26 protein-coding genes are annotated in these 24,178 nt (G+C 28.2%); 16 read left to right on the top strand and 10 right to left on the bottom strand.

Annotation, left to right across the window (positions count from 1 at the left end; all coding sequences use genetic code 11):
* Positions 1–540 carry an RNA polymerase sigma factor gene (locus tag SY27_RS07640; protein ID WP_045968845.1) on the bottom strand — a complete coding sequence of 180 codons (540 nt, stop codon included), beginning with the start codon at positions 538–540 and terminating at the stop codon, positions 1–3.
* Positions 541–660: 120 nt separating this feature from the next.
* On the opposite strand from SY27_RS07640, the gene SY27_RS07635 reads away from it, so the two are divergent.
* From SY27_RS07635 to SY27_RS07585, 11 genes are all read left to right on the top strand, one after another.
* Positions 661–1,998 carry an OmpA family protein gene (locus tag SY27_RS07635; RefSeq protein ID WP_082084320.1) on the top strand — a complete coding sequence of 446 codons (1,338 nt, stop codon included), beginning with the start codon at positions 661–663 and terminating at the stop codon, positions 1,996–1,998.
* A 3-nt stretch (positions 1,999–2,001) separates the two neighbouring features.
* On the top strand, positions 2,002–3,201 hold the full coding sequence (locus SY27_RS07630) for a hypothetical protein (protein ID WP_045968841.1): 1,200 nt from the start codon (positions 2,002–2,004) through the stop codon (positions 3,199–3,201).
* 8 nt (positions 3,202–3,209) lie between these two features.
* The gene (locus tag SY27_RS07625) at positions 3,210–3,848 is read left to right on the top strand and encodes a hypothetical protein (RefSeq protein ID WP_045968839.1); all 639 of its coding nucleotides are present in this window, start codon (positions 3,210–3,212) and stop codon (positions 3,846–3,848) included.
* Between the two features lies 1 nt (position 3,849).
* Positions 3,850–4,581 (top strand): hypothetical protein, encoded by a 732-nt coding sequence (locus SY27_RS07620; RefSeq protein ID WP_045968837.1) that lies wholly within the window; start codon positions 3,850–3,852, stop codon positions 4,579–4,581.
* Position 4,582: 1 nt separating this feature from the next.
* Entirely contained in the window at positions 4,583–4,975 is a 393-nt protein-coding gene (locus SY27_RS07615; RefSeq protein WP_045968835.1) for a hypothetical protein, read from the top strand.
* A 2-nt stretch (positions 4,976–4,977) separates the two neighbouring features.
* Positions 4,978–5,463, top strand: a complete 486-nt coding sequence (locus tag SY27_RS07610) for a hypothetical protein (RefSeq protein WP_045968833.1) — start codon at positions 4,978–4,980, stop codon at positions 5,461–5,463.
* 126 nt (positions 5,464–5,589) lie between these two features.
* Positions 5,590–6,501 carry a hypothetical protein gene (locus SY27_RS07605; protein WP_045968831.1) on the top strand — a complete coding sequence of 304 codons (912 nt, stop codon included), beginning with the start codon at positions 5,590–5,592 and terminating at the stop codon, positions 6,499–6,501.
* 28 nt (positions 6,502–6,529) lie between these two features.
* Entirely contained in the window at positions 6,530–7,285 is a 756-nt protein-coding gene (locus tag SY27_RS07600; protein WP_045968829.1) for a hypothetical protein, read from the top strand.
* Position 7,286: 1 nt separating this feature from the next.
* Complete coding sequence (locus SY27_RS07595) at positions 7,287–7,613, top strand: DUF4870 domain-containing protein (RefSeq protein WP_045968827.1); 327 nt, start codon at positions 7,287–7,289, stop codon at positions 7,611–7,613.
* A gap of 1 nt (position 7,614) precedes the next feature.
* Positions 7,615–8,559 (top strand): hypothetical protein, encoded by a 945-nt coding sequence (locus SY27_RS07590; RefSeq protein ID WP_152640728.1) that lies wholly within the window; start codon positions 7,615–7,617, stop codon positions 8,557–8,559.
* Between the two features lie 54 nt (positions 8,560–8,613).
* The gene (locus tag SY27_RS07585) at positions 8,614–10,770 is read left to right on the top strand and encodes a T9SS type A sorting domain-containing protein (RefSeq protein ID WP_045968823.1); all 2,157 of its coding nucleotides are present in this window, start codon (positions 8,614–8,616) and stop codon (positions 10,768–10,770) included.
* Between the two features lie 56 nt (positions 10,771–10,826).
* On the opposite strand, the gene SY27_RS07580 is transcribed toward SY27_RS07585, so the two are convergent.
* Positions 10,827–11,330 carry a DUF2938 domain-containing protein gene (locus SY27_RS07580; RefSeq protein ID WP_200894141.1) on the bottom strand — a complete coding sequence of 168 codons (504 nt, stop codon included), beginning with the start codon at positions 11,328–11,330 and terminating at the stop codon, positions 10,827–10,829.
* Positions 11,331–11,414: 84 nt separating this feature from the next.
* Here SY27_RS07580 and SY27_RS07575 point away from each other — a divergent pair, with 84 nt between their 5' ends.
* Entirely contained in the window at positions 11,415–11,795 is a 381-nt protein-coding gene (locus tag SY27_RS07575; RefSeq protein ID WP_045968819.1) for a Fur family transcriptional regulator, read from the top strand.
* 293 nt (positions 11,796–12,088) lie between these two features.
* Positions 12,089–14,320, top strand: a complete 2,232-nt coding sequence (locus tag SY27_RS07570; protein WP_045968817.1) for an amino acid permease — start codon at positions 12,089–12,091, stop codon at positions 14,318–14,320.
* A 168-nt stretch (positions 14,321–14,488) separates the two neighbouring features.
* Here the strand turns inward: SY27_RS07570 and SY27_RS07565 are convergent, their stop codons facing one another.
* The 3 genes from SY27_RS07565 to SY27_RS07555 all read right to left on the bottom strand — a co-directional run bounded on the left by SY27_RS07565 (position 14,489) and on the right by SY27_RS07555 (position 16,877).
* Entirely contained in the window at positions 14,489–15,202 is a 714-nt protein-coding gene (locus SY27_RS07565; RefSeq protein ID WP_045968815.1) for an AAA family ATPase, read from the bottom strand.
* Between the two features lie 321 nt (positions 15,203–15,523).
* Positions 15,524–16,405, bottom strand: coding sequence for a dihydrodipicolinate synthase family protein (locus SY27_RS07560; RefSeq protein ID WP_045968813.1), 882 nt, complete (start codon positions 16,403–16,405; stop codon positions 15,524–15,526).
* A 10-nt stretch (positions 16,406–16,415) separates the two neighbouring features.
* Entirely contained in the window at positions 16,416–16,877 is a 462-nt protein-coding gene (locus SY27_RS07555) for a cupin domain-containing protein (protein ID WP_045968811.1), read from the bottom strand.
* Between the two features lie 96 nt (positions 16,878–16,973).
* On the opposite strand from SY27_RS07555, the gene SY27_RS07550 reads away from it, so the two are divergent.
* Complete coding sequence (locus SY27_RS07550; protein WP_045968809.1) at positions 16,974–18,386, top strand: PLP-dependent aminotransferase family protein; 1,413 nt, start codon at positions 16,974–16,976, stop codon at positions 18,384–18,386.
* A 9-nt stretch (positions 18,387–18,395) separates the two neighbouring features.
* On the opposite strand, the gene SY27_RS07545 is transcribed toward SY27_RS07550, so the two are convergent.
* From SY27_RS07545 to SY27_RS07540, 3 genes are all read right to left on the bottom strand, one after another.
* On the bottom strand, positions 18,396–18,989 hold the full coding sequence (locus tag SY27_RS07545) for a MarR family winged helix-turn-helix transcriptional regulator (RefSeq protein WP_045968807.1): 594 nt from the start codon (positions 18,987–18,989) through the stop codon (positions 18,396–18,398).
* Between the two features lie 191 nt (positions 18,990–19,180).
* Complete coding sequence (locus tag SY27_RS19075; protein ID WP_235270941.1) at positions 19,181–19,252, bottom strand: DUF2024 family protein; 72 nt, start codon at positions 19,250–19,252, stop codon at positions 19,181–19,183.
* A 366-nt stretch (positions 19,253–19,618) separates the two neighbouring features.
* Positions 19,619–19,852, bottom strand: coding sequence for a hypothetical protein (locus SY27_RS07540; RefSeq protein WP_045968805.1), 234 nt, complete (start codon positions 19,850–19,852; stop codon positions 19,619–19,621).
* A 318-nt stretch (positions 19,853–20,170) separates the two neighbouring features.
* Between SY27_RS07540 and SY27_RS07535 the strand changes: the two genes are divergently transcribed.
* Together SY27_RS07535 and SY27_RS07530 are read left to right on the top strand one after the other, a co-directional pair.
* Positions 20,171–20,740, top strand: a complete 570-nt coding sequence (locus SY27_RS07535) for a hypothetical protein (RefSeq protein ID WP_045968803.1) — start codon at positions 20,171–20,173, stop codon at positions 20,738–20,740.
* Positions 20,741–21,084: 344 nt separating this feature from the next.
* Complete coding sequence (locus tag SY27_RS07530) at positions 21,085–22,149, top strand: bifunctional methionine sulfoxide reductase B/A protein (protein WP_152640727.1); 1,065 nt, start codon at positions 21,085–21,087, stop codon at positions 22,147–22,149.
* A gap of 462 nt (positions 22,150–22,611) precedes the next feature.
* Here the strand turns inward: SY27_RS07530 and SY27_RS07520 are convergent, their stop codons facing one another.
* Entirely contained in the window at positions 22,612–22,797 is a 186-nt protein-coding gene (locus SY27_RS07520) for a hypothetical protein (RefSeq protein WP_045968800.1), read from the bottom strand.
* Between the two features lie 49 nt (positions 22,798–22,846).
* A protein-coding gene (locus SY27_RS07515) for an IS3 family transposase (RefSeq protein ID WP_235270929.1) occupies positions 22,847–24,024 on the bottom strand; the annotation gives its coding sequence in 2 pieces (ribosomal slippage) (positions 22,847–23,775 and positions 23,775–24,024; 1,179 coding nt in all).
* Between the last annotated feature and the right edge of the window lie 154 nt (positions 24,025–24,178).

The following is a 24,178-nucleotide window of genomic DNA, read 5'->3' as shown; positions in this document are numbered from 1 at the left end:
TTAATTTTCTTTTGTTAAGTCTTTCAGTTGTTTGAGACATCTAGATTTCTGACTTTTTAATACATCCTTACTACTATAACCAAGTTCTTCTTGAATTTCATCTAAATTTTTTTCTTCATAATAAAAAAGTTGTAATACCTTTTTACATTGTCCTCCTATTTTATTTAGAGCCTTTTGCAATAAAATAATTTGAATGTTATTTTCCTCTTCATTATAATCTTCATCAACATATTCTAGATTTGAAAAATCATCTTTTGAAAACGTCTTTTTCTCTTTTTTTAATTTTTGAAAAATCATAAACTTCCCAATACCAAATAAATAGGTTGAAATACTACTTTGTAGCGCATCAATTTTTCCTTTTTTTGCATTTTCAATTAAAGCAATAACAGCATCTTGATAAATATCAAGAACATCTTCCGAGTTTAAATTATAACGATTAGCGAAAATTAAAAACCCTTTCTTATTCTCATCATAAAGTTTCCGAACTGTTCTTTCGTCTTCCTTTTTTAATAATGCAATTACATGTTCAGGGTTATTCATTGGTGTACTTTTTTTATAGAAGTAAACAAAACTAACTAAAAAAAAGATTTTTTATATACCATGTTTACCTTTTTTAATTCTAAACACTAAATAGAAAATAAAATTTAAAACTATAGAATTATGAAAACAATTATTACAACATTTCTTTTCATACTTACACTATCATTACAAGCTCAAGAAACAGTAGGTGGTAAAGTAGTGAAAAATGCAAAAGATAAAACCTATCAAAAGGGAGAACAAAAAGGAGATGAAACAGTTGATAAAGCATTAAATAAAATAGAAGACGGAATAAGTAATCTTTTTAAAAAGAAAGATAAAAAAGCAAAAAAGAAAAAATCGAAAGATGATTCAGAAGAAATGAGTGAAAATGATAATTCTTCAAGCAGTGGATCAATATCCAAAACGAATCTAAAAAACATAAAAGTGTATTCAAAATTTGATTTTATTCCAGGAGAAAAAATTATTGGATATGACGATTTTTCAACAACTAATATAGGTGATTTTCCTCTAGGTTGGAATACAAATTCATCCGCTGAAGTAGTAACAATAGATGATAGTAATCAAAGATGGTTATTCATTTCAAAAGACGGTTATTTTCAACCTGATTTTGTTAAAGATATGCCAGAAAATTTCACATTAGAGTTTGATGTTTTTACACGTTACCGAAGTAATAATATTTTAGAATATCAATTCTACATTTTACCATCAACAAATCCAAAAAGAGATTTATCAGAAGAGTATTTAAACGACTATTTTCAATTCAAATGGTTAGCGTGTGAAGGATCTTCTAGTTTTTATGTAGTGGAAAATGGAGAAACAGTTGGTAAAAATGAAGGCTTCACAGTTAAAGATTTTATTTGTGGTGGAAATGATAAAGAAGAACCTACTCAAGTAAAAATTTCTATTTGGCGACAAAATTCTCGATTAAGAATATATGCAAATGAGAACAAAATATTAGATATTCCTCAAGCCTTTAATTCAAAATTGAAATATAATGTTTTTAAAATAGGAGCCAAATACATGAATTTTTCTGAAAATGAAAATAAAGATGAATTTATGGTCTCAAACATTCGTTATGCAGTAGGTTCACCAGATACTCGTAGCAAATTAATTACAGAAGGGAAATTAGTAACAAGAGGTATTTTATTTGATGTTAATTCAGATGTTATTAAACCTTCTTCTTATGGAGTTCTAAAAGATATAGCTTCTGTTTTAAAAGAAAACCCAACAGTAAATATCAATATTATAGGTCATACAGATAGCGATGGAGATGCCACTTCAAACCTTACACTATCTCAAAATAGAGCTTTGGCAGTGAAAAACATTCTTACATCAGAATTCAAAATTGAAGAAAATAGAATGCAAACAGAAGGAAAAGGAGAAGCAGAACCATCAGATTCTAATAAGACAGCAATGGGAAAAGCAAATAATAGGAGAGTGGAATTTATAAAACTATAAAACATGAAAAAATTAATTTTAGCAATTATTCTAATAAGCGGATTACAAACACAAGGACAATCACCATTGTATTATGGAATGTATACTTCAAAATATGGAGATATGAATTTCTTTGAAGAATATGGACCTGAATATCCAAATAAAAATATCATTTATGGAGATTATGGAACAAAAGGAACAACAGTAGGATTTCTTTTAGGCAATGAGAATATTGGTAAATTTTATAACGGAACTAAAGACGGACAATTTAGGCTAAATATGAGCACGTTAGGTAGTTTGCCAAGTTTTATAGGAACATGGGGTTATACTTCAAATAATGCTAACACGGCTGATAAAAACTATTGGTGGGACGGAAATGCAAAATCTAAAGGAATGCCTTCATGTATTGTAAATGCAGTTTGGAGCGGTAAATGGAATACAAATCACGGATTTATAATCTTAGAGCAAGTAGGTAATAAAGTAACAGGAAAATATGATAATGTTGGAACTATAGATGCTACTTATAATCCTACTACAAGAATATTAAAAGGGACTTTCGTAAACAATGGTAAAAATGGTTTTTTTGAATATTCTTTTGAAGGAAATTCTTTCAAAGGAAAATGGGGATGGACAAATGCATTTACAGGAGGTCAATGGAACGGAACAAAAGCATATAAAACAAATAAAGAAATATTTGAAATAGACTTCATAAAACAATCTTTAGGAGAATGGACTTTCAATTCTATATTAACAGGAGAAAAAATAGCTGCAAAAATTAAAATTGAAGATAGAGGTACAGTTTGTGAACCAAAATTTGTTGCTATTATATCAATGCCTACCCAAGTTTTTTTAGATTTTTCTGTTGAAAACACCTTTACAACCAAAGAATACAATCTTACATTACAAAGAAATAAAGACACAAGTTTACCTAATTATTTCTTTGCAGAAATATCAAGTCCTATTACTCTTCTTGATAAAGGAAAACCTTCTACAACTACAAACACTTATTTGTCGCTTATTCCATTATTCGATAGCAATAATAAAATTATAAACCTAGGAGTAACATTAAATACGAGAACCAAAAATTTAAAAACAAATAATGAAACATCTAGTGTGCCTCATATAAACGTTTTTTTAAAAACAATGAGCAACATAAAGGTTTTAGACTATAGTCAGATTAACAATCAACTATTAAAACAACTACAACTCCCAATTAACAAATAAAAAACATCATGAAAAAAATAGTATTTACATTAATAATTATTTCTTTTTTCTCTTGTAATAAGGCAAAAGAAAGTATGCAAGATGCTGTAACCGGAGCAGTGGAAAAAACTATTGAAAACCAAACAGGAACACAAGTTGAATTACCAGATGCTGAAGATATGGACAACAATGCAGGATTTGTAAATTATAAATCTGAAAAGAAAATATATTTGAAAGGAGATGAGAAAATGCAAGCTACAGTAATCTTTCAAAAAGACAATGATTATTTGGCTATTGCTCTACAACTAACAGGAGAAAAAGGAAAATCATTTATAGCAACTATAAACCATATATCAGAAAGTTTTTCACTTCCATTAAAAGGGAAATTTGCTGTAAGTAACAGATATGATGGCATAAATCCATCCGCAACAATAATGTTTATGGATGTTTCTGAAAATGGAATGATGACATCTGAGTTGCCTTATGAAGGAGAAATCACCATTACAAAACTAACAAAAGATGCTGTAGAATTTAAAATCGAAGGAAAAGGTGGAGACCCATCTGATGTAGATAGTCCAAGCAATTGGAAAACTATTTCTGGAAATGGGAAAATTACAAATCCAATTATTTTAAGTTACGGAATCGATAAAAACAATGTTTTAAAATAAAATGAAAACAATACTAATAGCACTAACAAGTATTTTTCTGTTTGCCTTTTCGTGCGAAGGTGACAAAAAAACAGAACAATTAAACGGTTTAGAAACTGAAGTAATCGAATCTTTAGAAGCAACAAGTTTAAAAGCCGAAGACTTTAAGGGTAAAATAGATGAATTATTAACATTGGAAATAGCTGCACAAGTTTCAGGTTTACCAGCGACAGAAGCAGAGAAAAAATATTCTAAATTTTCATCTTTAGAAAACTTAAAATACGAATGGAATTCTAATAGAACTAAAAAAATAGAGTTCATGAAAGGGAAATTTATAGAAGCACCTATAAAAAACACCATTGAATTGAGTTGGGTAAAAAACACCACTTTAGAACAATTTAAACACGATTATCATAATCCAACTGCTGAAGAAATTAAAAAAGCAGAAGAAGCAATGAATAAAAAAATGACAGAGCTAAATGCAGAAGGAAAAACTACAGAAGAACAAGCAGAAACAGCTTCAAATGTTGCAAAAGAATCAATCTCTAAGTTTAAGGTGGAAGAAGTGCCAAATCTTGGTACGTATTCTGTTTTTGTAGATAGTGGTATTATGGGTGTAACAACAAGAGACTTGAAGGTTTTTTACAAAGGATTGTCATTTACAATTAGAGTGGATTTATCTGATGATGTTCAATCTAACGATAAAAAAGCGATTGAAACCGCAAAAATGATCATTGATCAAAAATTAAAATAGTATGAAGAAAGTAACCTTGTTTTTATTCTTATTCATTGGATTTTATACCAATGCACAATTAGTATTTGAAAACAATAAAACCAATAGTAATACACCTAAGTTTATTGTAAATACTAGTAATAGCACCACACAGTTTTATACTAAAGTAGGAGGAATTCCCAAATTATATTATACTTGGAATAAGGTACCTCAACTTTTCGATGACGCAGACAGAACCAATCGTTACAAAATGACAGTTGTAGAAAATGATAAAATAGCCAAACGCACTTTTGAAATCTATTATTCATTATATAGAGAAACACAAGGATATATAGGATACATTAAACAAACAATTGACTTTCACGATTCCCGACCTACTAAAATTATAGAAGATAATTTTAAATTAAAAAACTAAAGATGAAAAAAACAATTTTAATATTGCTTTTGGTTTTCGCAATAAAATCACAAGCACAATTAGTACAAGGCGAATTAAAAATTAATAACCAAGCAAAAGTAGAACTAATAATAAAAGGAAATAAAGCAGTTAATTTATATGCCGATTTTCGAGAAAATAAATATAAGATCAACTTCATTTTCACAGGAACCGATATTCCATTAAATTCAGATAAAAAAGAAGTAGTTCAGTTTGTTTTCAATACAACAATCAAAAAAGATGGAAAAGTACTAGGAAGTATGAAAAGAACACCAATTCCTTTTTTTCCAGGTGATATGCTTATGCCAGTGGAAACCTTTGATTTTATTTCAATGCTAGCCAATTTACAAACAAATTCTAATGAAAAGGTTTCCGAAATACAATCAGGAAACTATGAGATTATTTTAGAAGCAAAAGGGTTAGGAGTAAAAGGAGAAATTACTCCAGCTAGATTTTTTATAAAGTTATAATGAGAGAATAGTAGTTAAGTTCTTTTTTTTAAAAGCCGTTAAACGTAAAAAAATTAACGGTTTTTTTATATCCCATGTTTACCTTTTTTAAAAAAAGACACTAACAAGAAATTTAAATAAATAATTATGAAAAAATTAGTTTTAATATTCGCGTTAGCAATACTTAACTTTTCTTGTAGCAAAGATGATGAACCAAACGAAGCACCTTCAAAATCTAAACTAGCCACTTTTACACAAAATGATGGAATTGATTATGCGATAACTTACAATGGAGAAACACCTACAGGTATTGAAACTGACGGAGTTAATGGCAATATAATTAACCCAATTATATTTAATACTCTGGGTAATGTCACAAACGTTGGTGCTGAATCCTACTTATACAATGCTAATAATTTAATTAATAGAGTTGTAACAGGAGATAATAACCAAAATTGTGTTTTAGAATATAATGGACAAAACCAATTGGTAAGACAATCAATTAATATTAACGATACAAATAATGATGGAATATACAATTGTATAAGGAATTTTACTTATACAGGAAATAGAGTAACAACAATAACAGAATCATCCACTTTGTATTATTCAGGAGGGCCAACCTATTCTTCAGATAACAAATTTGATTTAAGTTACGATGCTAAAGGAAACATTGTACAACTATTAAAATATGAAAAAAATCTTTCTGGTAATTATGTCGTAACAAGTACTACTTCGTATACCTATGATGACAAACCAAACCCTTGGAAAGAACTTTTGGCAGATAAAATATATAAGAATCAATTTGTCATTTCAAATGCTGCAATTGTTGAAAGTAAGCCTGTAATTGCAATCAGCAATTTTGCCTATTTCAAAATCTTTTACATTAATAACAACAACTTTATTAAAGTAAAGACAGAAAGTAATTTTGGCTCAATATTAGAAAATAATTATGAAAACACTTACAATTCAGAAAACTATATTACTAATATTACAACTGTTACATTATTTAATTCTCAGATAGAAAGGACATTATACAATTCATACTCTTACAATTAAAATTATAAAATTACTAAAATCTTAAAAAATGAAAAAAATAATCACAATTCTTGCTTTATCAATCGTTTTGTTTTCTTGTAACAAAGACGATGAACCAACTTCTCAACCATTACTTAAAGTTATTGATAAAATTGAAGTTAAAATTACGGCTGGTAATTTTCCTTCCAATACTTATACCACTCAGTTTTCATATAATGAATCTAAAGAAATTTCTAAAATAGAATATCTGCCTAATGGAAATTTACAATATAGTTATACCTATAATTATCAAAATAATATTCCAGTTTCATCAATGTATGAGTTTCCTGGTGGAGGTGATCCAATTTATGAAGTTACTTATGGTTATACAAATGATAAATACACAAGTTATTATGATACGTATTATGATACTACCATTGCTTTTTCTTATGATCAGTCGTTTAATGCATATACAAACACAGAATCAAATAACAGGTATATTTTAAACGAGAATGACGATATTATTTCTAAAACATTAAGTAATATTGGAAATGAGTTTGCGTATAGTTTTGATACTGTAAAGAAAGGTCCTCTTTACAATGTGAAAAATAAAAAATTTATTCCAATACTATGGAATGGAACTTCAAATTCAAAGATGAATGAGCTAACTACTTATCCTATCATTGCAATTTTTGATGATAATTTAGCACAAAACAATCCTTTTGTTAATACTTATGATTCCGATGGATTTGTAACAAAATCTGTTTTTACAATTAACAATGGAGATCAAGCTTATGAAATAACATATATCTATAAATCAATATAAAATGGAAAACAAAGAAATTCAAGGAAAAGACATTGCGCTGATAAGTTATTTAACAGTTATTGGTTTGGTTATCGCATTTGTAATGAATAATGACAAGAAGTTTGAATTTGCCAAATTTCATATTCGTCAAAGTCTAGGCTTGTTTTTAACCGCAATTGCGTTAAGTTTTATTGCAATAATTCCAATTTTAGGTTGGTTAGTGTGGATTGTTGGCATTTTTATTTTGCTTTACATGTGGATAAAAGGTTTGATGAACGCTATTAATGGTAAAGAAGAAGTCATGCCAATTTTAGGAGAAAAATATGCCGAAATATTTAAAAATTTATAAAATGAAAAAATTATTATTTACAATAATAATACTAATTAGTTTGATTGGAAATGCACAAGAAAAAATGTGTGATTCTATAATGAAACAAATCGATTTTGAAATTGAAAATGCTAAAAAAAACAAATTAGATGCAACCATAATACAAGCATTGGAACAATCTAAAAAAGCATTTTACGATCAATATTGTAAAGACAATGTTTTTTACAATCATGGTGGTGCATCCAATGGAAACAACAATAACAGTAATGATACTAATAATTCAAATATTTCCATTACTGAAATTAATAATGAATATGTAAAAACAAAACCTTATAAAGGTGAGCCTTTTTATGGAAAACATAAGATTACTGTAAAAGTAAGTTCTACTGATGCAGAAGGCACTGTTAATACTAATTACAGTTATTATATTAATAAAGAAGGATCACTTATTTTACTAGATAAAAAATGTTTACAAAATGCAGGCATGGATATGATTCCTAATACTGAAGGAGGTACTTTTGAATATTGGTGTATTCGAAACGATGGCATAAGTACTGTTTTTGCCCTTTCCAATACTGGTGAAAAAATGGCAGTAACCACACATATCAAAAATTTTCTTATATCACCTCAAAATAATACTAAACCCACAATAAAAAATCTTAATAAATCGAAAATGATAGCTGGAAATCTATGCAAAGCTTATGAAGTCATTTTTAAAGAATTAGATGCTCCAAAAATGACCTTGTGGATTACTGCAAAACCCATGCTGTTGCAACATGATATTTTACCTTTTACAACTATGTTTACAGCAGATAAATTTGGTTTAACAAATTTTAAAAATCATGGTGTTTTAGAAATAGATATGAAACATAATAACGAAGCCACGTTTTTAAGTGTTACCGAAATAATTCCTTCAAATAAAGCAATATCGTTTAACGGATATACAGAATTCTTTATTGAGTATTAACATTCTAGATGCTTACTTATTAAAAAATGGATACTAATTAAAAAAACTACTATCATGAAAAAAATTACCATATTACTTTTCTTGTTCATTATAAGTAATAACTATAGTCAAGTTGTACCTATTCCAGATCTAGAATTTAAAGGAATTTTATTATCTGCAAACGGACCACTTAATAATATTGCCAAAGATTTAGCTGGAAATCCAGCCACAATTGATACTAATGGAGATAACGAAATTCAGGTTTCAGAAGCCTTACAAATTTCTTATATATCAACTGTAGGTTTAGGAAATAATATTTTTAGTTTTCAAGGAATTGAATATTTTACAAATTTAGTTGAGTTTCAATCCATTCAAAGTCAAATAACCACAATTGATTTGTCATCAAATGTCAATTTAACAAAACTCGATTTAAGAAGTAATGGATTAACAGCTATAAATCTTGCAAATAATAACAATCTAAATTTTTTAGACTTATCATATACCCAAATTTCAAGTTTAAACATTAGTAACTTAACACAGCTTCGATATTTATATTTTTACAATTTGCCAATATCAACCTTTGATTTTTCATTTTTCCCTCTTTTACAAGAAGTATATTGTACAGGAGTACCTATTGCTGAATTAGATTTTAGTAACAACCCCATTTTCAACTCTCTTATTTGTGGAAGTCCAAGTTTAACATATTTAAACATAAAAAATGGATTCACTAACGCCTCACAAGGCATTCAAGTTTCTAATAGTCCAAACTACAAGTATTTATGCTGCGATGAAAATGAGCAATCAAATTTTATAAATAGTTATGCCGTTTTATTTCCTAATTGTAATATAGGAAGCTATTGTTCATTCACCCCAGGCGGAACTTTTTATACTATTACAGGAGAAACCAAATTTGATGCTAATGAAAACGGCTGTGACATTAATGACATAATACTTCCTAATTTAAAATTTGATATAAATAGTAGTAATTCAAATGGCTCTTTTTATGCTAATGCTACAGGTAATTATTCCATTCCACTTCAAGAAGGAAATTATTTTGTGTATCCAAAATTAGAAAATCCTACCTATTACAACATTTCACCATCATCTTTCAATGTTCAATTTCCTTTTGAAGCAAGTCCGTACAATCAAAATTTCTGTATAACACCAAATGGAGTTCACAATGATTTAGAAGTCTCAATTACTAGACTAAAAGCTCCAATTCCAGGTACTGATGTACCTTACAGAATCATTTTTAAGAACAAAGGAAATCAAATACAATCAGGAACCATTACCTTAAACTTTGACGATGCTATTATGGATTTTGTTTCTTCAAACCCTGCCGAAACATCAATTATCACAAATCAATTAACGTGGAATTATACTAATTTAAAACCATTTGAAACAAGAACCATTACATTTATCATGAATCTAAATTCTCCAATGGAAACACCACCAGTTAATACAGGAGACAGAATCGAGTTTAGTGGAAGTATTCAACCAACTAATAATGCTATCAGTGATGATTTTCCAGATGATAATAATATTAATGTAAGTTTTGGAGTCGTAAACTCTGCTGATCCAAATGACATCACATGCTTAGAAGGAAACATAGTTGGTTCAGACAAAATAGGACAATACGTTCATTATATGGTTCGTTTTGAAAACATTGGAACTGCAAATGCAATGAATGTTGTAATTAAAAATCATATTGATGCCAATAAATTCGATATTACAACGTTAATACCACTATATAGCAATTATGATTTTATTACGAATCAAAAAAACAATCAATTTGAATTCATTTTTGAAAATATAAATTTACCATTTGACGATGAAAATAATGATGGATATTTAGTATATAAAATAAAACTAAAAAACAATCTTGTGGTAGGAGATACTTTTACAAATCAAGCCAATATCTATTTCGATTTTAATTTTCCAATTGCTACAAATACAGAGTCAACAACAATACAAACCTTAGAAACAGAATCGTTCTTAAACAATAACGAAATAACAATTTATCCAAATCCAACTTCTGGAATACTAACAATTCAAACAGAAAGAAATATCAATTTCAACATTGAAATATTTGATGTAATGGGTAAAAAAATAGCTCAATTACAAAATCAAGCTATTATTGATATTTCAAACATCAATTCAGGAATGTATATCTTAAAAATGACTGATTTAGAAACAAATCAAGTTATTTCAAAAAAGGTTATAAAAAAATAGTGTATGTTTTTTGAAAAAATCCTCATTTGTAGCTTTTACACTTGAGGATTTTTATTTTAAACAGCCCTAAAAACACTTAAAATATAGTTTAAAAATAGAGCACTTAAATAAAGTCCAATACCATAAATAGAATGTGTTAAAAGACTTTTAAATCGAGCCATATTAGGATCAGGCAAATTGGATGCAGCAATACCAATTCCTAAACAGGGTTGCATAATAAAAAAAGGAGCAACAATTGTTACTATACCAATTAATAAAGCAGGAAAAAAAGTAGGATTTTCCAGCCATGTATTACCATAAATGCTAACTAAAAGTACAGCAAAAGTAATTCCTATTAAATAATGCGCAAGCCAACCAATAATAAGCTCATTCGCTATAGGTTGAGCATTTGCAATACTTTCATGAAAAAATTTACCTTTTGGAAAATGACCTATCCATCTCCCTACAAATTGATAATTCAACGATTTAATATTAAAAATAATTTTAAGTAAAAAAGCCCAAATATCCATAGTAAATGTTGCACCTATCCCAATTAATATTGTTTTTACAAATGTTTCCATAATTTTGTTGAGTATTATTAATCTTTAATTAAAGACAAAGATAAAGATATTTTATTTATTGCAACAAAATCGCATTAATAGATTATGAAAAGAAGAAACACAAAATCAAAACAAGATGTTTTGGATATTTTAAAAGATTCAGGTTCAGCATTAAATCATGAAATGATTCAATCCGAACTCTCAACAAAAACAGACAGAGCTACTATATATCGCATTTTAAATCAATTTTGTAATGATGGAATAGTACATAAAATTGTAGCAGATGATGGAAAACAATATTTTGCACTCTGTTTAGATTGCTCAGAAAAACAGCACAAACACAATCATTTACACTTTAGATGTTTAGAATGCGGAAAAGTAGAATGTTTGAAGAAAGAAATTACAATTTCGTTACCAAAAAATTACACATTAGAAAATTTCAATGGATTAATATCAGGAAAATGCAATAAGTGTAGTAAAATATAGATTCTTACATTATTGACTAATATTAATTAAATTTCATTAAAAATGGCTTTCAATACAGGTCACTTCAAGCACGAAGCGTATAGATAAATTTTGTTCTACTTTACTGCACAAAAAACACTACCATTGACGTTTTAAATAACTTCCCCCAACAAGTTATAATTAAACACAATTTTGAATAAAAAAGAAATGCAGAACTCTTTAAAAAAGAAAAAAGGATTAATCTAAAGTCTTTTGTGTATAAAGTTTTAGATTTTAAACTATTGTTTTTAAATTGCAAGAATAATAACGTAACTATGGAAAATAAATTACAAAGCGTAAAAGCAAATTTCGGGACTTTACCCGTTTTTTTAACAGCCATTTCAACCATTTTAGGAGCAGTTATGTTTCTGCGTTTTGGATATGCAGTTGGAGAAGTAGGCTTTTTAGGTACATTATTAATTATTATCATAGGACATTTAGTTACAATTCCTACTGCAATGGCATTGGCAGAAATTGCAACAAACCAAAAAGTAGAAGGAGGAGGAGAATATTTTATTATTTCTCGATCATTCGGACTCAATATAGGGTCTTCCATAGGACTCGCATTATATTTATCACAAGCTATTAGTGTTGCCTTTTATATAATTGCTTTTGCAGAATCATTTGAAGCAATAAAACCATGGATTGCAAACGAATTTGGATATGAAATTTATGATAATAGACTATTTAGTATTCCAGCCTTATTATTATTAATTTGGTTAATGACTACAAAAGGAGCCGATTTAGGAATGAAAGCACTCTATGTCGTAGTTGCCATTTTATTCATATCACTTGTAATGTTTTTTCTAGGCTCTACAGATTTTTCAAACACTTATGACAGTTCACTTTTATTTAAAAACATTGACTCTGAAAAAGGATTTTTCTTTGTTTTCGCCATTATATTTCCTGCCTTTACAGGAATGACAGCAGGAGTTGGATTATCAGGAGATTTAAAAGATCCTAAAAAATCAATTCCTATGGGAACACTAGCAGCTACAATAATTGGAATGATAATTTATGTTTTTATAGCATTAAAATTAGTTTATTCAGCATCAACTACAGATTTAATTACAGATCAGCTTATCATGAGCAAAATAGCACTATGGGGACCTATTATTCCATTAGGGCTTGCAGCAGCTACTATTTCTTCAGCGTTAGGATCATTTATGGTTGCACCTAGAACATTACAAGCAATTGGAGCAGATAACGTTATTCCTAATAAAAAAGTTAACGATTTTGTTTCAAAAGGAACAGACAAAAATAATGAACCTAGAAACGCAACGATTATTACAAGTGTAATTGCACTTACTTTTGTTTTAATGGGCGATGTAAATGCTGTTGCTGAGGTAATTTCCATGTTCTTTATGGTAACCTACGGCTCTTTGTGTTTAATATCATTTATGCAACACTTCGCAGCAGACCCATCTTATAGACCTTCATTTAAATCAAAATGGTACTTATCACTATTAGGAGCTGTTTTATGTGTTTATTTAATGTTTAAAATTAATGCCGTTTATGCAGTAGCCTCTATTTTACTAATGGTCGGAATCTACTTTTATATCACTTTTAATAATGAAAATAAAAAAGGAATGGCCAATATTTTTCAAGGCGTTATTCATCAATTTAATAGAAACCTTCAGGTATTTTTACAAAAAAGCGAAAAAGAAATTTCAGATGACTATTGGAGACCAGGTGTTATTTGTTTAAATAAAGATAGCTTTGAGCGTCTAGCAGCATTTGATATGATGAAATGGATTTCAAACCGATATGGTTTTGGAACCTACATCCATTTTGAACAAGGCTATTTTTCTAAAGTAACAAAACAAATTGCAGATCAAAAATTAAATAAACTAATAGAAATGGCTAATAATACAAAATCAAATGTGTTTTTAGAAACAATTATTAGCCCATCAAATACAAATGCAATTGTACAAGCTATTCAACAACCAGGAATATCAGGACATGACAATAATATGATGCTGTTTGAATTTAAAAAAGGCACAACAGAATGGCTAACAGATGTTATTGATAACTATAACTTAATCGCTTCAGCAAATTACGACTTATGTATTTTAGGAAGTTCAGATCGAAATTTTGGATATCGAAACGAAATACATGTATGGATTAAAAAAGAAGACTATGAAAATGCCAATTTAATGATTCTACTTTCTTACATCATCTTAGGTCATCCCGATTGGAAAAAAGCAGAAATAAAAATTTTCGCAGCAGTAGACAAATCAAATTTAGATAAAGAAAAAGAAAGTCTAATTCAACTTACAACAACAGGACGTTTACCTATATCACCTAATAATATCATCGTACTACCAATTGATGAAAATGTAGATAAAGTGGAATTGATAAATGAAACATCAAAATTAGCCGATTTAACCATTTTAGGGTTTCATGAAAGCAGCATTAAAACAAAAAACATTGATCAATTTAACAAATACAATGGAATAGGAAATGTACTTTTTGTAAATACATTAAAAAACAAAATGATAAAATAATTTTAATACAACAATTGAGTTTTTGATAATTCATTTTTGCTTGAATATTTATAGTGGAAAACTATAGAATAGGTATATAGATAATTTGTATCAACTTTTTATTGATCTTTAATTCTAACAAAGAATCTTTTATATAGTTCCACTATTAATTTTATTTCATATTATTTATCATAATTTGTAATTATTTTCAATTTCTTTAATAACAATTGATTTTATTATTGTGTAAGTATAATCTTTTGCCTCTGCGTAAGAAATCTTATATTTACGTTGAACTTTCCTTAGATTATCAGGGAATCTTAGAAGTAGGAGATCATAATATTTATCCAACTCTTTTTTATTTGGCATTCGATACTCTATTATGCATTGAAATCGTCTGATTACAGCTTTATCAATTATCTCCAATTGATTTGTTGCCGCAATAAGCACAGATTTCTCTGGAAAATAATCAATTAACTGAATTAAAGTATTTACAAGTCTCCTCATTTCACCAACATCCTTGTCATCCTTACCACGCATTTTTCCGATTTGATCAAACTCATCTAGAAAAAGAACGGCATTCTCATATTTAACCTTATCAAAAACCTTTTTTAAATTTTGAGATGTCTCACCAATTCTTGATGATATGATATTACTCAGATCAAGTATATATAGATTTTTACCTAAAGCTTTTGCAATAGCCTTTGCTGTGGTTGTTTTTCCACAACCCGAACTACCGTGTAATAGAATTTTATTGTTGATTGGCAAATCAAAGGATATTAGCTGCTCCGCATATTTATATTCTTTTAAGAGTTGATTGATAGACTCGCGATTTTGTACATCCATAAGTACATTATCCCAATCCATTTGTTTCTTATCAGTTATGATTAAGTCATATACATTCATATATAATTGAATTTTATTAAGTATAAGTAAAATATGCTTTTAAAATAATAACACTAATAATTATACCCAAAGTGTTGGCAATATCCTTTACACAGAGTCTTGGTTTGCTTTAAAATATTTTAATTTTTTGTTTTTCTCAAAAAAGAATCTACATAATAAATTGAGGTTAAAGACTTTTTAAATGATATTGTATTTTTTGATTTGTAATTAATATATATCTTGGTTGCTTGAACTAAAAAAGTTTCCTTCTACATTATTTCTGAGTGTAAAAGGAAATCTTTCTTATTTAAAAACTTAACATTTAGTAAGATTTTAAAAAAATTATTCAATATTTTTTAAAATCATCTTTAGCTCTTCGGTTTCAGAATCACTTAATGCTTTCAAAGGACTTCGTAGATAACCTGCATATTTACCCTGAATTTCTAGACCTGCTTTTATAACCCTTGGTAATCCTTTATTAACCATAAATTTTAAAAGATTCACTTGCTTATAGAATATTTTTTGTGCCTCCTCTAAATCATTATTTTCTATGGCATTATATAAATCAACATTTAGTTTAGGAATTAGATTTGGAGCTGTAGTACACCATCCAGTTGCACCTGCTGCAAAAGCTGCCAAAGCCAATGGGTTAGAGCCATTATAAAAGGAAACTTCATCCCCTAATTCTTTCTTTAAATAATGCATTCTTTGTACATCACCAGTACTTTCTTTAATCATTGTAACGTTAGGAATTTCGAGTAGTTTTTTAAGCAGAGTTGGAGACATATCAACACCACCAGTTGCAGGATTATTGTATGCCATAATCGGTATTGAAATTTTACTAGCAACTGCATCATAATGTTGGATAATTTCCTCATCGGTTAATTTCCAGTAACTCATTGGTATAATCATTACAGCAGCAGCACCAGCTTTTTCTGCGAATATTGCATGTTCAATAGTTTTTGCTGTAGTTAAATTTGAAACTCCAACAAGAACTGGTATACGACCATCAACTTGTTTAATTGTTGCCTCTGTAATCTCTTCTTTTTCTGCATCAGATAAATATGGCATAACTCCAGCGCTTCCTAAAGGAGCAACCCCATGTGCTCCAGTGACAATCAATTTTTCAAGTAAAACTTTATACAAATTAATATCTACTTTATCATTTTCATCAAATGGTGTGATTGGATAGGCTATAACGCCTTTAAACGGAACGTTCTTCATTTTATTTTTTTTAAATATCTCTACCTTCTTCTTCTCTTAAAGCCACACCTAAATTTTGAAGTTGAGGTGCATTTTCACAAGCTAAATATTTTGCATTTTCTGAATCACTCAAATTTTTATGTCTGTGCCACGCCCAACTAGGTATGTAAACCGCATCACCAGCTTTCCATTCCACTTTAGTATCTTCAATTTCTGTATATCCATGACCTTCAATTACATATAGCATTGTTTCGTAAGTATGTCTATGACGATTAGTTAATTGATTAGGTAATAAACCTCCAACAGTCATACTTACATTTTTACTTGGAAGATCAATAAAAAACACAGGATGTTTACGCTCTGCTGAAAATTGATCGTGTTCACCTGCTTGTTCTACATTTTTGTGAATAAGCTTATTAGGCATAACAAATGTTGGTCTTGCAAAAGTTTTGTGAAAATCTTTTGAGCTAAATTGGCTTTCTTTAGTTTCCATTTTTATAAATTTTAATTATTGCATTATTGCTCTACAAATTTATTATATATTTGGAGGGTGTAAATAGTACAGTTTTAACTTAAATAGATAGTCCAGATGTTGCGTCCTTGGGAATTAAAAATTTCATTAAATAGTAATTCAGAAAAATCAATTTATCTGCAAATAGCAGATGAAATAATTGAAGCAATTAAGACAGGAAAGCTTGTTAGTGGATCTGCATTGCCAGGAACAAGAAAGTTAGCAAATCTATTAAATGTAAACAGAAATACCGTCATCGAAGCTATTGATGTACTCATTGCAGAAGGTTGGTTAATTTCAGTTGAAAGAAAAGGCACATTTGTGTCTGATATTTTACCTAAAAAAGCATATATAAAAACGAGTACTAAAGAGACAAATAAAATATATGAAATTAGTAATCCCATTTTAAATTTTGATGATGGATTGCCAGATAGTAGACTTGCACCAATGAAAGAACTAGCTAGAGCCTATCGAGAGATTTTTAATAGAAAATCTCGCTGGCAAATTATGGGGTATAGTAATGAATTTGGTGATATTGAGTTTAGAAAAGCAATTGTTCATATGCTTAACTTTAAGAGAGGGATGAACATTACAACTGACGAAATCTGTATTACTCGTGGAAGTCAGATGGCTATGTATTTAGCCTCTTATGCTATTTTTAATTCCGGAGATTTTGTAATTATAGAAAATCCAGGTTATAAACCTGCTTGGGAAACTTTTAAAAATGCAGGAGCTAAATTACTTCCTGTTAATGTAGATAGTGATGGATTGATAATTGAAGAGGTAATAGCTCTTTTAGAGAGTGGGAAACGGATAAAAGCAATATATGTAACACCCCATCATCAATTCCCAACTACAGTAACCATGAGTTTAAAAAGAAGAGTACAACTAATCGAATTATCAAATCAATATAATTTTATAATTATTGAAGACGATTATGATAATGAATTTCATTTTGGACAAAGACCTATTCTTCCAATATCAAGTTTTGATACAGCAAAAAATTACATTTATATAGGAACTTTAAGTAAAATAGTGGCACCAGCTTTAAGAATAGGATATTTAATAAGTAATTCAGAAATTGTTAAAAAAGTAGGTAAGCACAGAAAAATGATAGATGTACAAGGCGATAATATTATGGAAGAAGCAATCTTACAATTAATTAATGATGGAGAAATAAAGCGTCACCTTAAAAGAACTACTATTATTTATAAAGCAAAACGTGATTATTTTGAGAGTGTTTGTGAAATGTATCTAAAAGGAAAAGCAATTTATAATAAACCTGAAGGAGGATTGGCATTTTGGATTGTACCAAATAAAGAAGTTGATGTGATTTTTGTTGCAGATCAACTGTTAAAAAAAGGGATTAAAATATTAACACCTGAAAATTTTAGCTTTGATAAACCAGTTTCTGGTTTTAGACTGGGTTACGCTTCACTAACAGAAGATCAAATTAAACAAGGAATTTTAGCAATTTCAGCGTATCTATAATGTTTTAAATTATTCGAAGTCTAAACAATCAATTCTTATATCTTCTATTTTTAAATTTTGATTTAATAAACTACAAAAAGATTGATTATTTTTTTTAGAATAGAATTTACATTTTAGACAAGTTCTTTGAACACTAATTATTTCTAATTCATTTAGCTGTTTAATCATATTTGTTATACTTTCCCACAAAATCAATTTTTTATTTAAAGCAGAATTTTTAATTATCTTGGTCAAAGGATCTATAAAATTTTCAGTTTCTAGAACAATCATTTTCCCAGTAGGTGTTAAATTAATCGTGTAACTACGAGAATCATTTTTGTCAAAAGTTTTTGTTATATAAAGTTTTTTTTCAAGTAATTTAATGGTATCGCTAATTGTTGGTTTTGACAAATTAAATTCTTTCGCTAAATAACTAATAGTAGATTTATCTTTATCATGATATTCAATGAAAATAAGTAGTTGAATTTGAATTGGGCTTAATTGGTATTCCTTTGACTTTTCTAATAACAAGGTTTTAAAAACTTGAGAAACACGGACTAATCCTGCAACAATTTTACTGTCAAGATTTGAATTTTGATTGTCTAAATTAAAAATACTTTCCATAGCCTTATAAATAGTAAACCGAAAGTAAATTTCTCACTTTCGGTTTACAAAGTTAGTAATCTTAACTGAAAATTAATCTAATAGCAATTTTCCATTTCAATAATCGCATACCCATTAATTAAAATTTGTTTTTTAATATCATTAGGACTTACCATGTTCTAAAATTATATTTACATCCTTTTGATTTACATCTATAAAATATCAAAATGCATTACTTTACCATCTTTATGAGTTACATATGCATCCCAAACTGCTATTCTCATTTTTAATTAAATAAACAATAAATCTTTTTGTAATCCATAATATTTAAGAATCATGCCTTATATCAAAATTCGTCTTTTTCATGTAGTATTTCCCAAAAAAAATAGAATAATTGAGGATGTAGAACCTACAAATTCATACCAAATATCTAAAATTTAATCTGTCTGATCTTTTAATCTATTATGACTCATTTTAAATACTTAACATTCTCATTTATAAGAAGTATTGATTGCTATAATAGTCTCCAACTCTTCAAGTATGAAAGGAAATTTTAAAACATTTCAAGTTCCATAAGTGCAAACAGATGGTTTCTCAATTTGAGCTTGTGTACTTACAAGTGAAAATATTGCTATTATAAATAATAAGATTTAACCTATTACATCTGCCATCGATGCTCCAAAATTAATATGTAATACATTTCCTTTTGGAGTTACTAAAGCAGGTACCGATTTTACACCAATATTCTGTGCTTCCTCTATTCTTTCCTTATCGTTTCCTAGATGTACAATTTCAACATTGTCTCTTCCAATTAGGTCAATGACATCATGTTCAGCACTTATACAAACTGGACAACCTGCATGATAAAAAATTGATTTACTCATAATTTAATTTATTTTGATTATTAGCATTATTGCTGATACAAATATAGTTAGGAAAGCTAACTATATTAGGATCCAGTTTTATTAAAAAAAGAGAAAAACTGGTTTACCGTATTGTTAGAATTTTATCTTCAGTTAAATATACTCGTTCAGCTTCTTCAACTTTTGATTTATAATTTGCAAAAGGGTTTTTATCAAGCTTATTATTGCATGGTATCATCAATAAGTGTAAAATTAAAGAGAACTCAAACCTAATTATAACTTCAATTTAAATCAAATTCCATATTTTAGCATTTTATATAACTTCTTTAAAAAAAATAAATGAGAAAGATACTTCTTTTAATAGCATTAGCATTTTATGCTATTTCATGTCAAAATTCAAATACATTTGAGACTATAAATGTAAAAGATTATTCAGTTGATATTCCTACAAATCTTTCAAAAACAGAAAACTTAAATAAAGAAGCATCTTTGCAATATCAAAACCTTTTAAAAGAACTATATATTATCGTAATTGATGAAAGCAAAAAGCAAGTTGAAAAAGCCATAAAAGACAACGGATTAGATCAAATGTATTCGAATGACTTTAAAGGTTATGTTGAATTAATGTCTACAAATTTTAATAATTTAATTGGAGTTAAGAATAAAACACAAAAAGACACACTAATTAACTCTTTAGAAACAAAAATTGTAAAATTCGAAGCAAAATTAGAAGAGTATGATATCTTTTATGAAATTGCATACGTAAACGGAATAGAAAATTACTATCAAATAATGACATGGACATTACTTAGTAAAAAAGAAGATCATGAAGAAGCCATGGATAAAATGATTTATTCTTTTAAAATAAATAACAGTAAAAAGTATATAAAATCCGCTAAAAAAGAATAAAATAAGATCACAGGATATAAAAAAACAGCTATTAGCTGTTTTTTTTATGTCAATACAATCCAGTTTACACATAACGGACTGCTTGTTTTAAAATAGATTAAACTTGGATGTAAACTATTTAGAGTCTAACCTAACAATCAATGTATCAATGTCAAGATGAATGTTTTTTTAAAATCATCAACTAAAAGAGTAGTTTTTACGTATATTAAGTTGTTGTACATATACATAGTGTTAATCTTTTGATAAAAAAAGACAATTGTAAGCTAAATAACAATCCAAAGAACACAGTTGAATTAAATTTGTTTAATATAAAATGTGTAAATTTTAAATCTAAAAGCTTAAAAATGAAAACAGTAAAAAAAATAGGAATATCGTTTATTGTTGCATTTAGCATAATAGGCTGTGCACAAAATTCAGATAAAAAGAAAAGGGTAGTAAATAATACTCCCATAGTAACTTATACAACAAAAGTAGATACAAATTGGACAGAAAAAATAATTAAAACAGATGCCCAATGGAAAGAAATTTTAACACCAGATCAGTATTATATTACTCGCGAACAAGGAACAGAACGCCCTTTTACACATGAGTTTAATGATATAAAGGAAAAAGGTGTTTTCCTTTGCGTGTCTTGTAATAATCCACTTTTCAGCAAAGAAACAAAATTTAATTCAGGAACAGGCTGGCCTAGCTTTTATGCACCATATTCAAAAAAGAGTATAGCAATTAGCAAAGATGATTCAGCAGGAATGACAAGAGATGAAGTAAGCTGTGCCAGATGTGATGCTCATTTAGGACACGTTTTTAATGATGGTCCAAAGCCCACAGGTCTAAGATATTGTATGAACGGAATAGCCTTAAAGTTTGTTCCAGAGCAAAAAGTAGAAAAAGTAGTTTTTGCACAAGGATGCTTTTGGTGTACCGAACATATTTTTGAAGCAATTAAAGGCGTAAAAAATGTAATATCAGGCTATAGTGGAGGAGAAGAAACAAATCCAACTTATGAAGAAGTAGGAAGCGGAAGTACGTCTCATGCAGAATCTATAGAAGTAATTTATGACCCTTCTGTAGTTTCGTATGAACAATTATTAAAGGTATACTTTAATTCGGGAGATATTACACAAATTAACGGACAAGGAAATGATATAGGAAAACAATATCGTTCTATAATTTTCTATAACAATCAAGAACAAAAAAGATTGGCACAAGAATATATAGCAAAATTAAACCAATCAGGGAAATATACTAAAAAAATAGCAGTAGAAGTAGTACCATTTAAAAAGTTCTATCCTGCAGAAAAATACCATCAAGATTACGTAAAACATAACCCAGAACAAGGATACGTAAGAGGAGTTTCTATCCCAAGATATAAAAAAGCGATAACCCATTTTCCTGAGTTATTGAAATAAAAATATTTAAGATAAATTACAATAGCTTAATTCTTTAGATTTATAAAAGAGTATTATTTAAAAATCAAGGCTTTAGTTTGTTGTTTATTTCTTTAAAACAACAAAACCACTCTTTTTGGGACATGTTCAGATTGAGTGGTTTTGATTTTTTATTTTATTACTCAAAATTGGAAGATTTTGAATAATTAGGTTTAAATTTCATTGTACTAATAATAAATATTAAAAGATGTAAAATGAAATATTTAAAATCTAACTCAGTATATCCAAAGATTATATAAAAAAGTATAAAAAATATATTAATAAGAGTTACAGAATAAAACACCTTATCTCCAATAATTATAAAGCCATTCGTTTTTAGAATTGTAACATGTTTTTTCTTTTCTTTTTTAACAAGAAAAGAACTTAGTAAAAGAACAATCCATATAAATAGAATTAGTATAAATGTATTAGTTTTCATTTCTATCATCTACATTTTTCATTAGAATAAACTTTTTTAATTTGAAAGAGGTTTATTAAATAATTAGCTAAAACATCATTCTTATATACATCACCATCTTTTTTAAATATATACCCATTCTTGTGAGTAAAAAGTAAAGTTACAACTTTTGGAAAAAAATCTTTACTTCCAGTATTGTATTTAATACTCATATAACCTCTATGGAATTCCTAGAAAAAAGTGGACAAATTTTAATCGACCCTAAGCTGCCATTTTTAAATTGTTATTGATTAATTTTTGATACTCTAAAATAGTTAAATTATTTAATTGTTTATGCCTTCTGTTTGTATTATAAAATGTTTCAATGTATTCGAAAATTGACAACTCGGCTTCTTGTCTTGTTAGGTAGCGGTTTTGGTAGATTAACTCCACTTTTAATGTTTTGAAAAAACTTTCTGCTACTGCATTATCCCAACAATTTCCTTTTCTTGACATACTTCTAATGATTGATTTTTGTTTATTTAATTCACAAACAAATTCTTCACAAGCGTATTGTATTCCTCTATCAGAGTGAAAAATCAAAGATTGATTGTTTTTGATTGGACGATTAATTAAAGCCATTTTAAAAGCTTTAATATTTGTGTCTTTTGCGCTCATTGTTGCACTCAATGCCCAACCAATCACTTTTCTGTCAAATAAATCAATTACAGAAGTTAAATATAGCCAACCTTGACCTGTTCTGACATATGTTATATCTGATACCCAAGTTTGATTTTCTCTGCTAACAGTAAATTCTCGGTTCAAATTATTCTCTACCACTGGATATTTATGTGATGAATCTGTTGTTACTTTGAATTTTCTTTTTACAATACTTTGTAAAAACTCTTTCTTCATTAGCTTTCTAACCAATTCTTTGGAGGCTATAAAACCAAGCATCTTCAGTTCTTTGGTTATTCTAGGACTACCATATCGTTTTCTGTTGTAATAATATATTCGCTTTATTTCTTCCAACAATATTTGATTATATAATGCTCTTTTGGAAGGAACTCTAATCAACCATTTATAGTAACTACTTTTGTTAATTTTAAAGACTTGACACATCTTTTCAACAGTAAAAAGATATTTATTTTGTTTAATAAATTCAAATTTCACTTGTCGCTCTTGGAAAAGATGCTGACCGCCTTTTTTAAAATATCTCGCTCCATCTTAACATCAGCTAACTCTTTACGCAACAAAATAAGCTCTTGTTCTTCTTTGCTTTTTACTGAAACTATTTTACCTGTTAGCTTACCTTGATTATATTCTTTCTTCCAACGTTTAATATTGTCAGAACTAATGTTTAATTCTCTCGCTACAATAGTAGAACTACCTCGCTCATTACTTAACTCTACTGCTTTAAGTTTAAATTCTAAACTGTAAATTCTTCTCTGTCTTTCCATTTTTCAAAGTTACAGCATAAGGTCTTAAATATTTCGTCCACCCAAAGGTAGCAACTCCAGTTAATAGGTATATTATTTTTTTCATAACTATATAGTTGTCTTTTTTGCATTCCCCTCTTTTGGCGGGGTGGTTTATTTTATTTTTTTACCTCAT

Origin of the sequence: Flavobacterium sp. 316 (assembly GCF_000967805.1) — a bacterium.
GTDB classification, from domain to species: Bacteria; Bacteroidota; Bacteroidia; order Flavobacteriales; family Flavobacteriaceae; genus Flavobacterium; species Flavobacterium sediminilitoris.
This window is presented reverse-complemented; position numbering and strand designations above follow the sequence as displayed.

Excerpts from the sequence above, each read along its gene's own strand:
- SY27_RS07640 (WP_045968845.1), bottom strand. The coding sequence starts at position 540 with ATGAATAACCCTGAACATGTAATTGCATTATTAAAAAAGGAAGACGAA.
- SY27_RS07635 (WP_082084320.1), top strand. The coding sequence starts at position 661 with ATGAAAACAATTATTACAACATTTCTTTTCATACTTACACTATCATTA.
- SY27_RS07630 (WP_045968841.1), top strand. The coding sequence starts at position 2,002 with ATGAAAAAATTAATTTTAGCAATTATTCTAATAAGCGGATTACAAACA.
- SY27_RS07625 (WP_045968839.1), top strand. The coding sequence starts at position 3,210 with ATGAAAAAAATAGTATTTACATTAATAATTATTTCTTTTTTCTCTTGT.
- SY27_RS07620 (WP_045968837.1), top strand. The coding sequence starts at position 3,850 with ATGAAAACAATACTAATAGCACTAACAAGTATTTTTCTGTTTGCCTTT.
- SY27_RS07615 (WP_045968835.1), top strand. The coding sequence starts at position 4,583 with ATGAAGAAAGTAACCTTGTTTTTATTCTTATTCATTGGATTTTATACC.
- SY27_RS07610 (WP_045968833.1), top strand. The coding sequence starts at position 4,978 with ATGAAAAAAACAATTTTAATATTGCTTTTGGTTTTCGCAATAAAATCA.
- SY27_RS07605 (WP_045968831.1), top strand. The coding sequence starts at position 5,590 with ATGAAAAAATTAGTTTTAATATTCGCGTTAGCAATACTTAACTTTTCT.
- SY27_RS07600 (WP_045968829.1), top strand. The coding sequence starts at position 6,530 with ATGAAAAAAATAATCACAATTCTTGCTTTATCAATCGTTTTGTTTTCT.
- SY27_RS07595 (WP_045968827.1), top strand. The coding sequence starts at position 7,287 with ATGGAAAACAAAGAAATTCAAGGAAAAGACATTGCGCTGATAAGTTAT.
- SY27_RS07590 (WP_152640728.1), top strand. The coding sequence starts at position 7,615 with ATGAAAAAATTATTATTTACAATAATAATACTAATTAGTTTGATTGGA.
- SY27_RS07585 (WP_045968823.1), top strand. The coding sequence starts at position 8,614 with ATGAAAAAAATTACCATATTACTTTTCTTGTTCATTATAAGTAATAAC.
- SY27_RS07580 (WP_200894141.1), bottom strand. The coding sequence starts at position 11,330 with ATGGAAACATTTGTAAAAACAATATTAATTGGGATAGGTGCAACATTT.
- SY27_RS07575 (WP_045968819.1), top strand. The coding sequence starts at position 11,415 with ATGAAAAGAAGAAACACAAAATCAAAACAAGATGTTTTGGATATTTTA.
- SY27_RS07570 (WP_045968817.1), top strand. The coding sequence starts at position 12,089 with ATGGAAAATAAATTACAAAGCGTAAAAGCAAATTTCGGGACTTTACCC.
- SY27_RS07565 (WP_045968815.1), bottom strand. The coding sequence starts at position 15,202 with ATGAATGTATATGACTTAATCATAACTGATAAGAAACAAATGGATTGG.
- SY27_RS07560 (WP_045968813.1), bottom strand. The coding sequence starts at position 16,405 with ATGAAGAACGTTCCGTTTAAAGGCGTTATAGCCTATCCAATCACACCA.
- SY27_RS07555 (WP_045968811.1), bottom strand. The coding sequence starts at position 16,877 with ATGGAAACTAAAGAAAGCCAATTTAGCTCAAAAGATTTTCACAAAACT.
- SY27_RS07550 (WP_045968809.1), top strand. The coding sequence starts at position 16,974 with ATGTTGCGTCCTTGGGAATTAAAAATTTCATTAAATAGTAATTCAGAA.
- SY27_RS07545 (WP_045968807.1), bottom strand. The coding sequence starts at position 18,989 with ATGGAAAGTATTTTTAATTTAGACAATCAAAATTCAAATCTTGACAGT.
- SY27_RS07540 (WP_045968805.1), bottom strand. The coding sequence starts at position 19,852 with ATGAGTAAATCAATTTTTTATCATGCAGGTTGTCCAGTTTGTATAAGT.
- SY27_RS07535 (WP_045968803.1), top strand. The coding sequence starts at position 20,171 with ATGAGAAAGATACTTCTTTTAATAGCATTAGCATTTTATGCTATTTCA.
- SY27_RS07530 (WP_152640727.1), top strand. The coding sequence starts at position 21,085 with ATGAAAACAGTAAAAAAAATAGGAATATCGTTTATTGTTGCATTTAGC.
- SY27_RS07520 (WP_045968800.1), bottom strand. The coding sequence starts at position 22,797 with ATGAGTATTAAATACAATACTGGAAGTAAAGATTTTTTTCCAAAAGTT.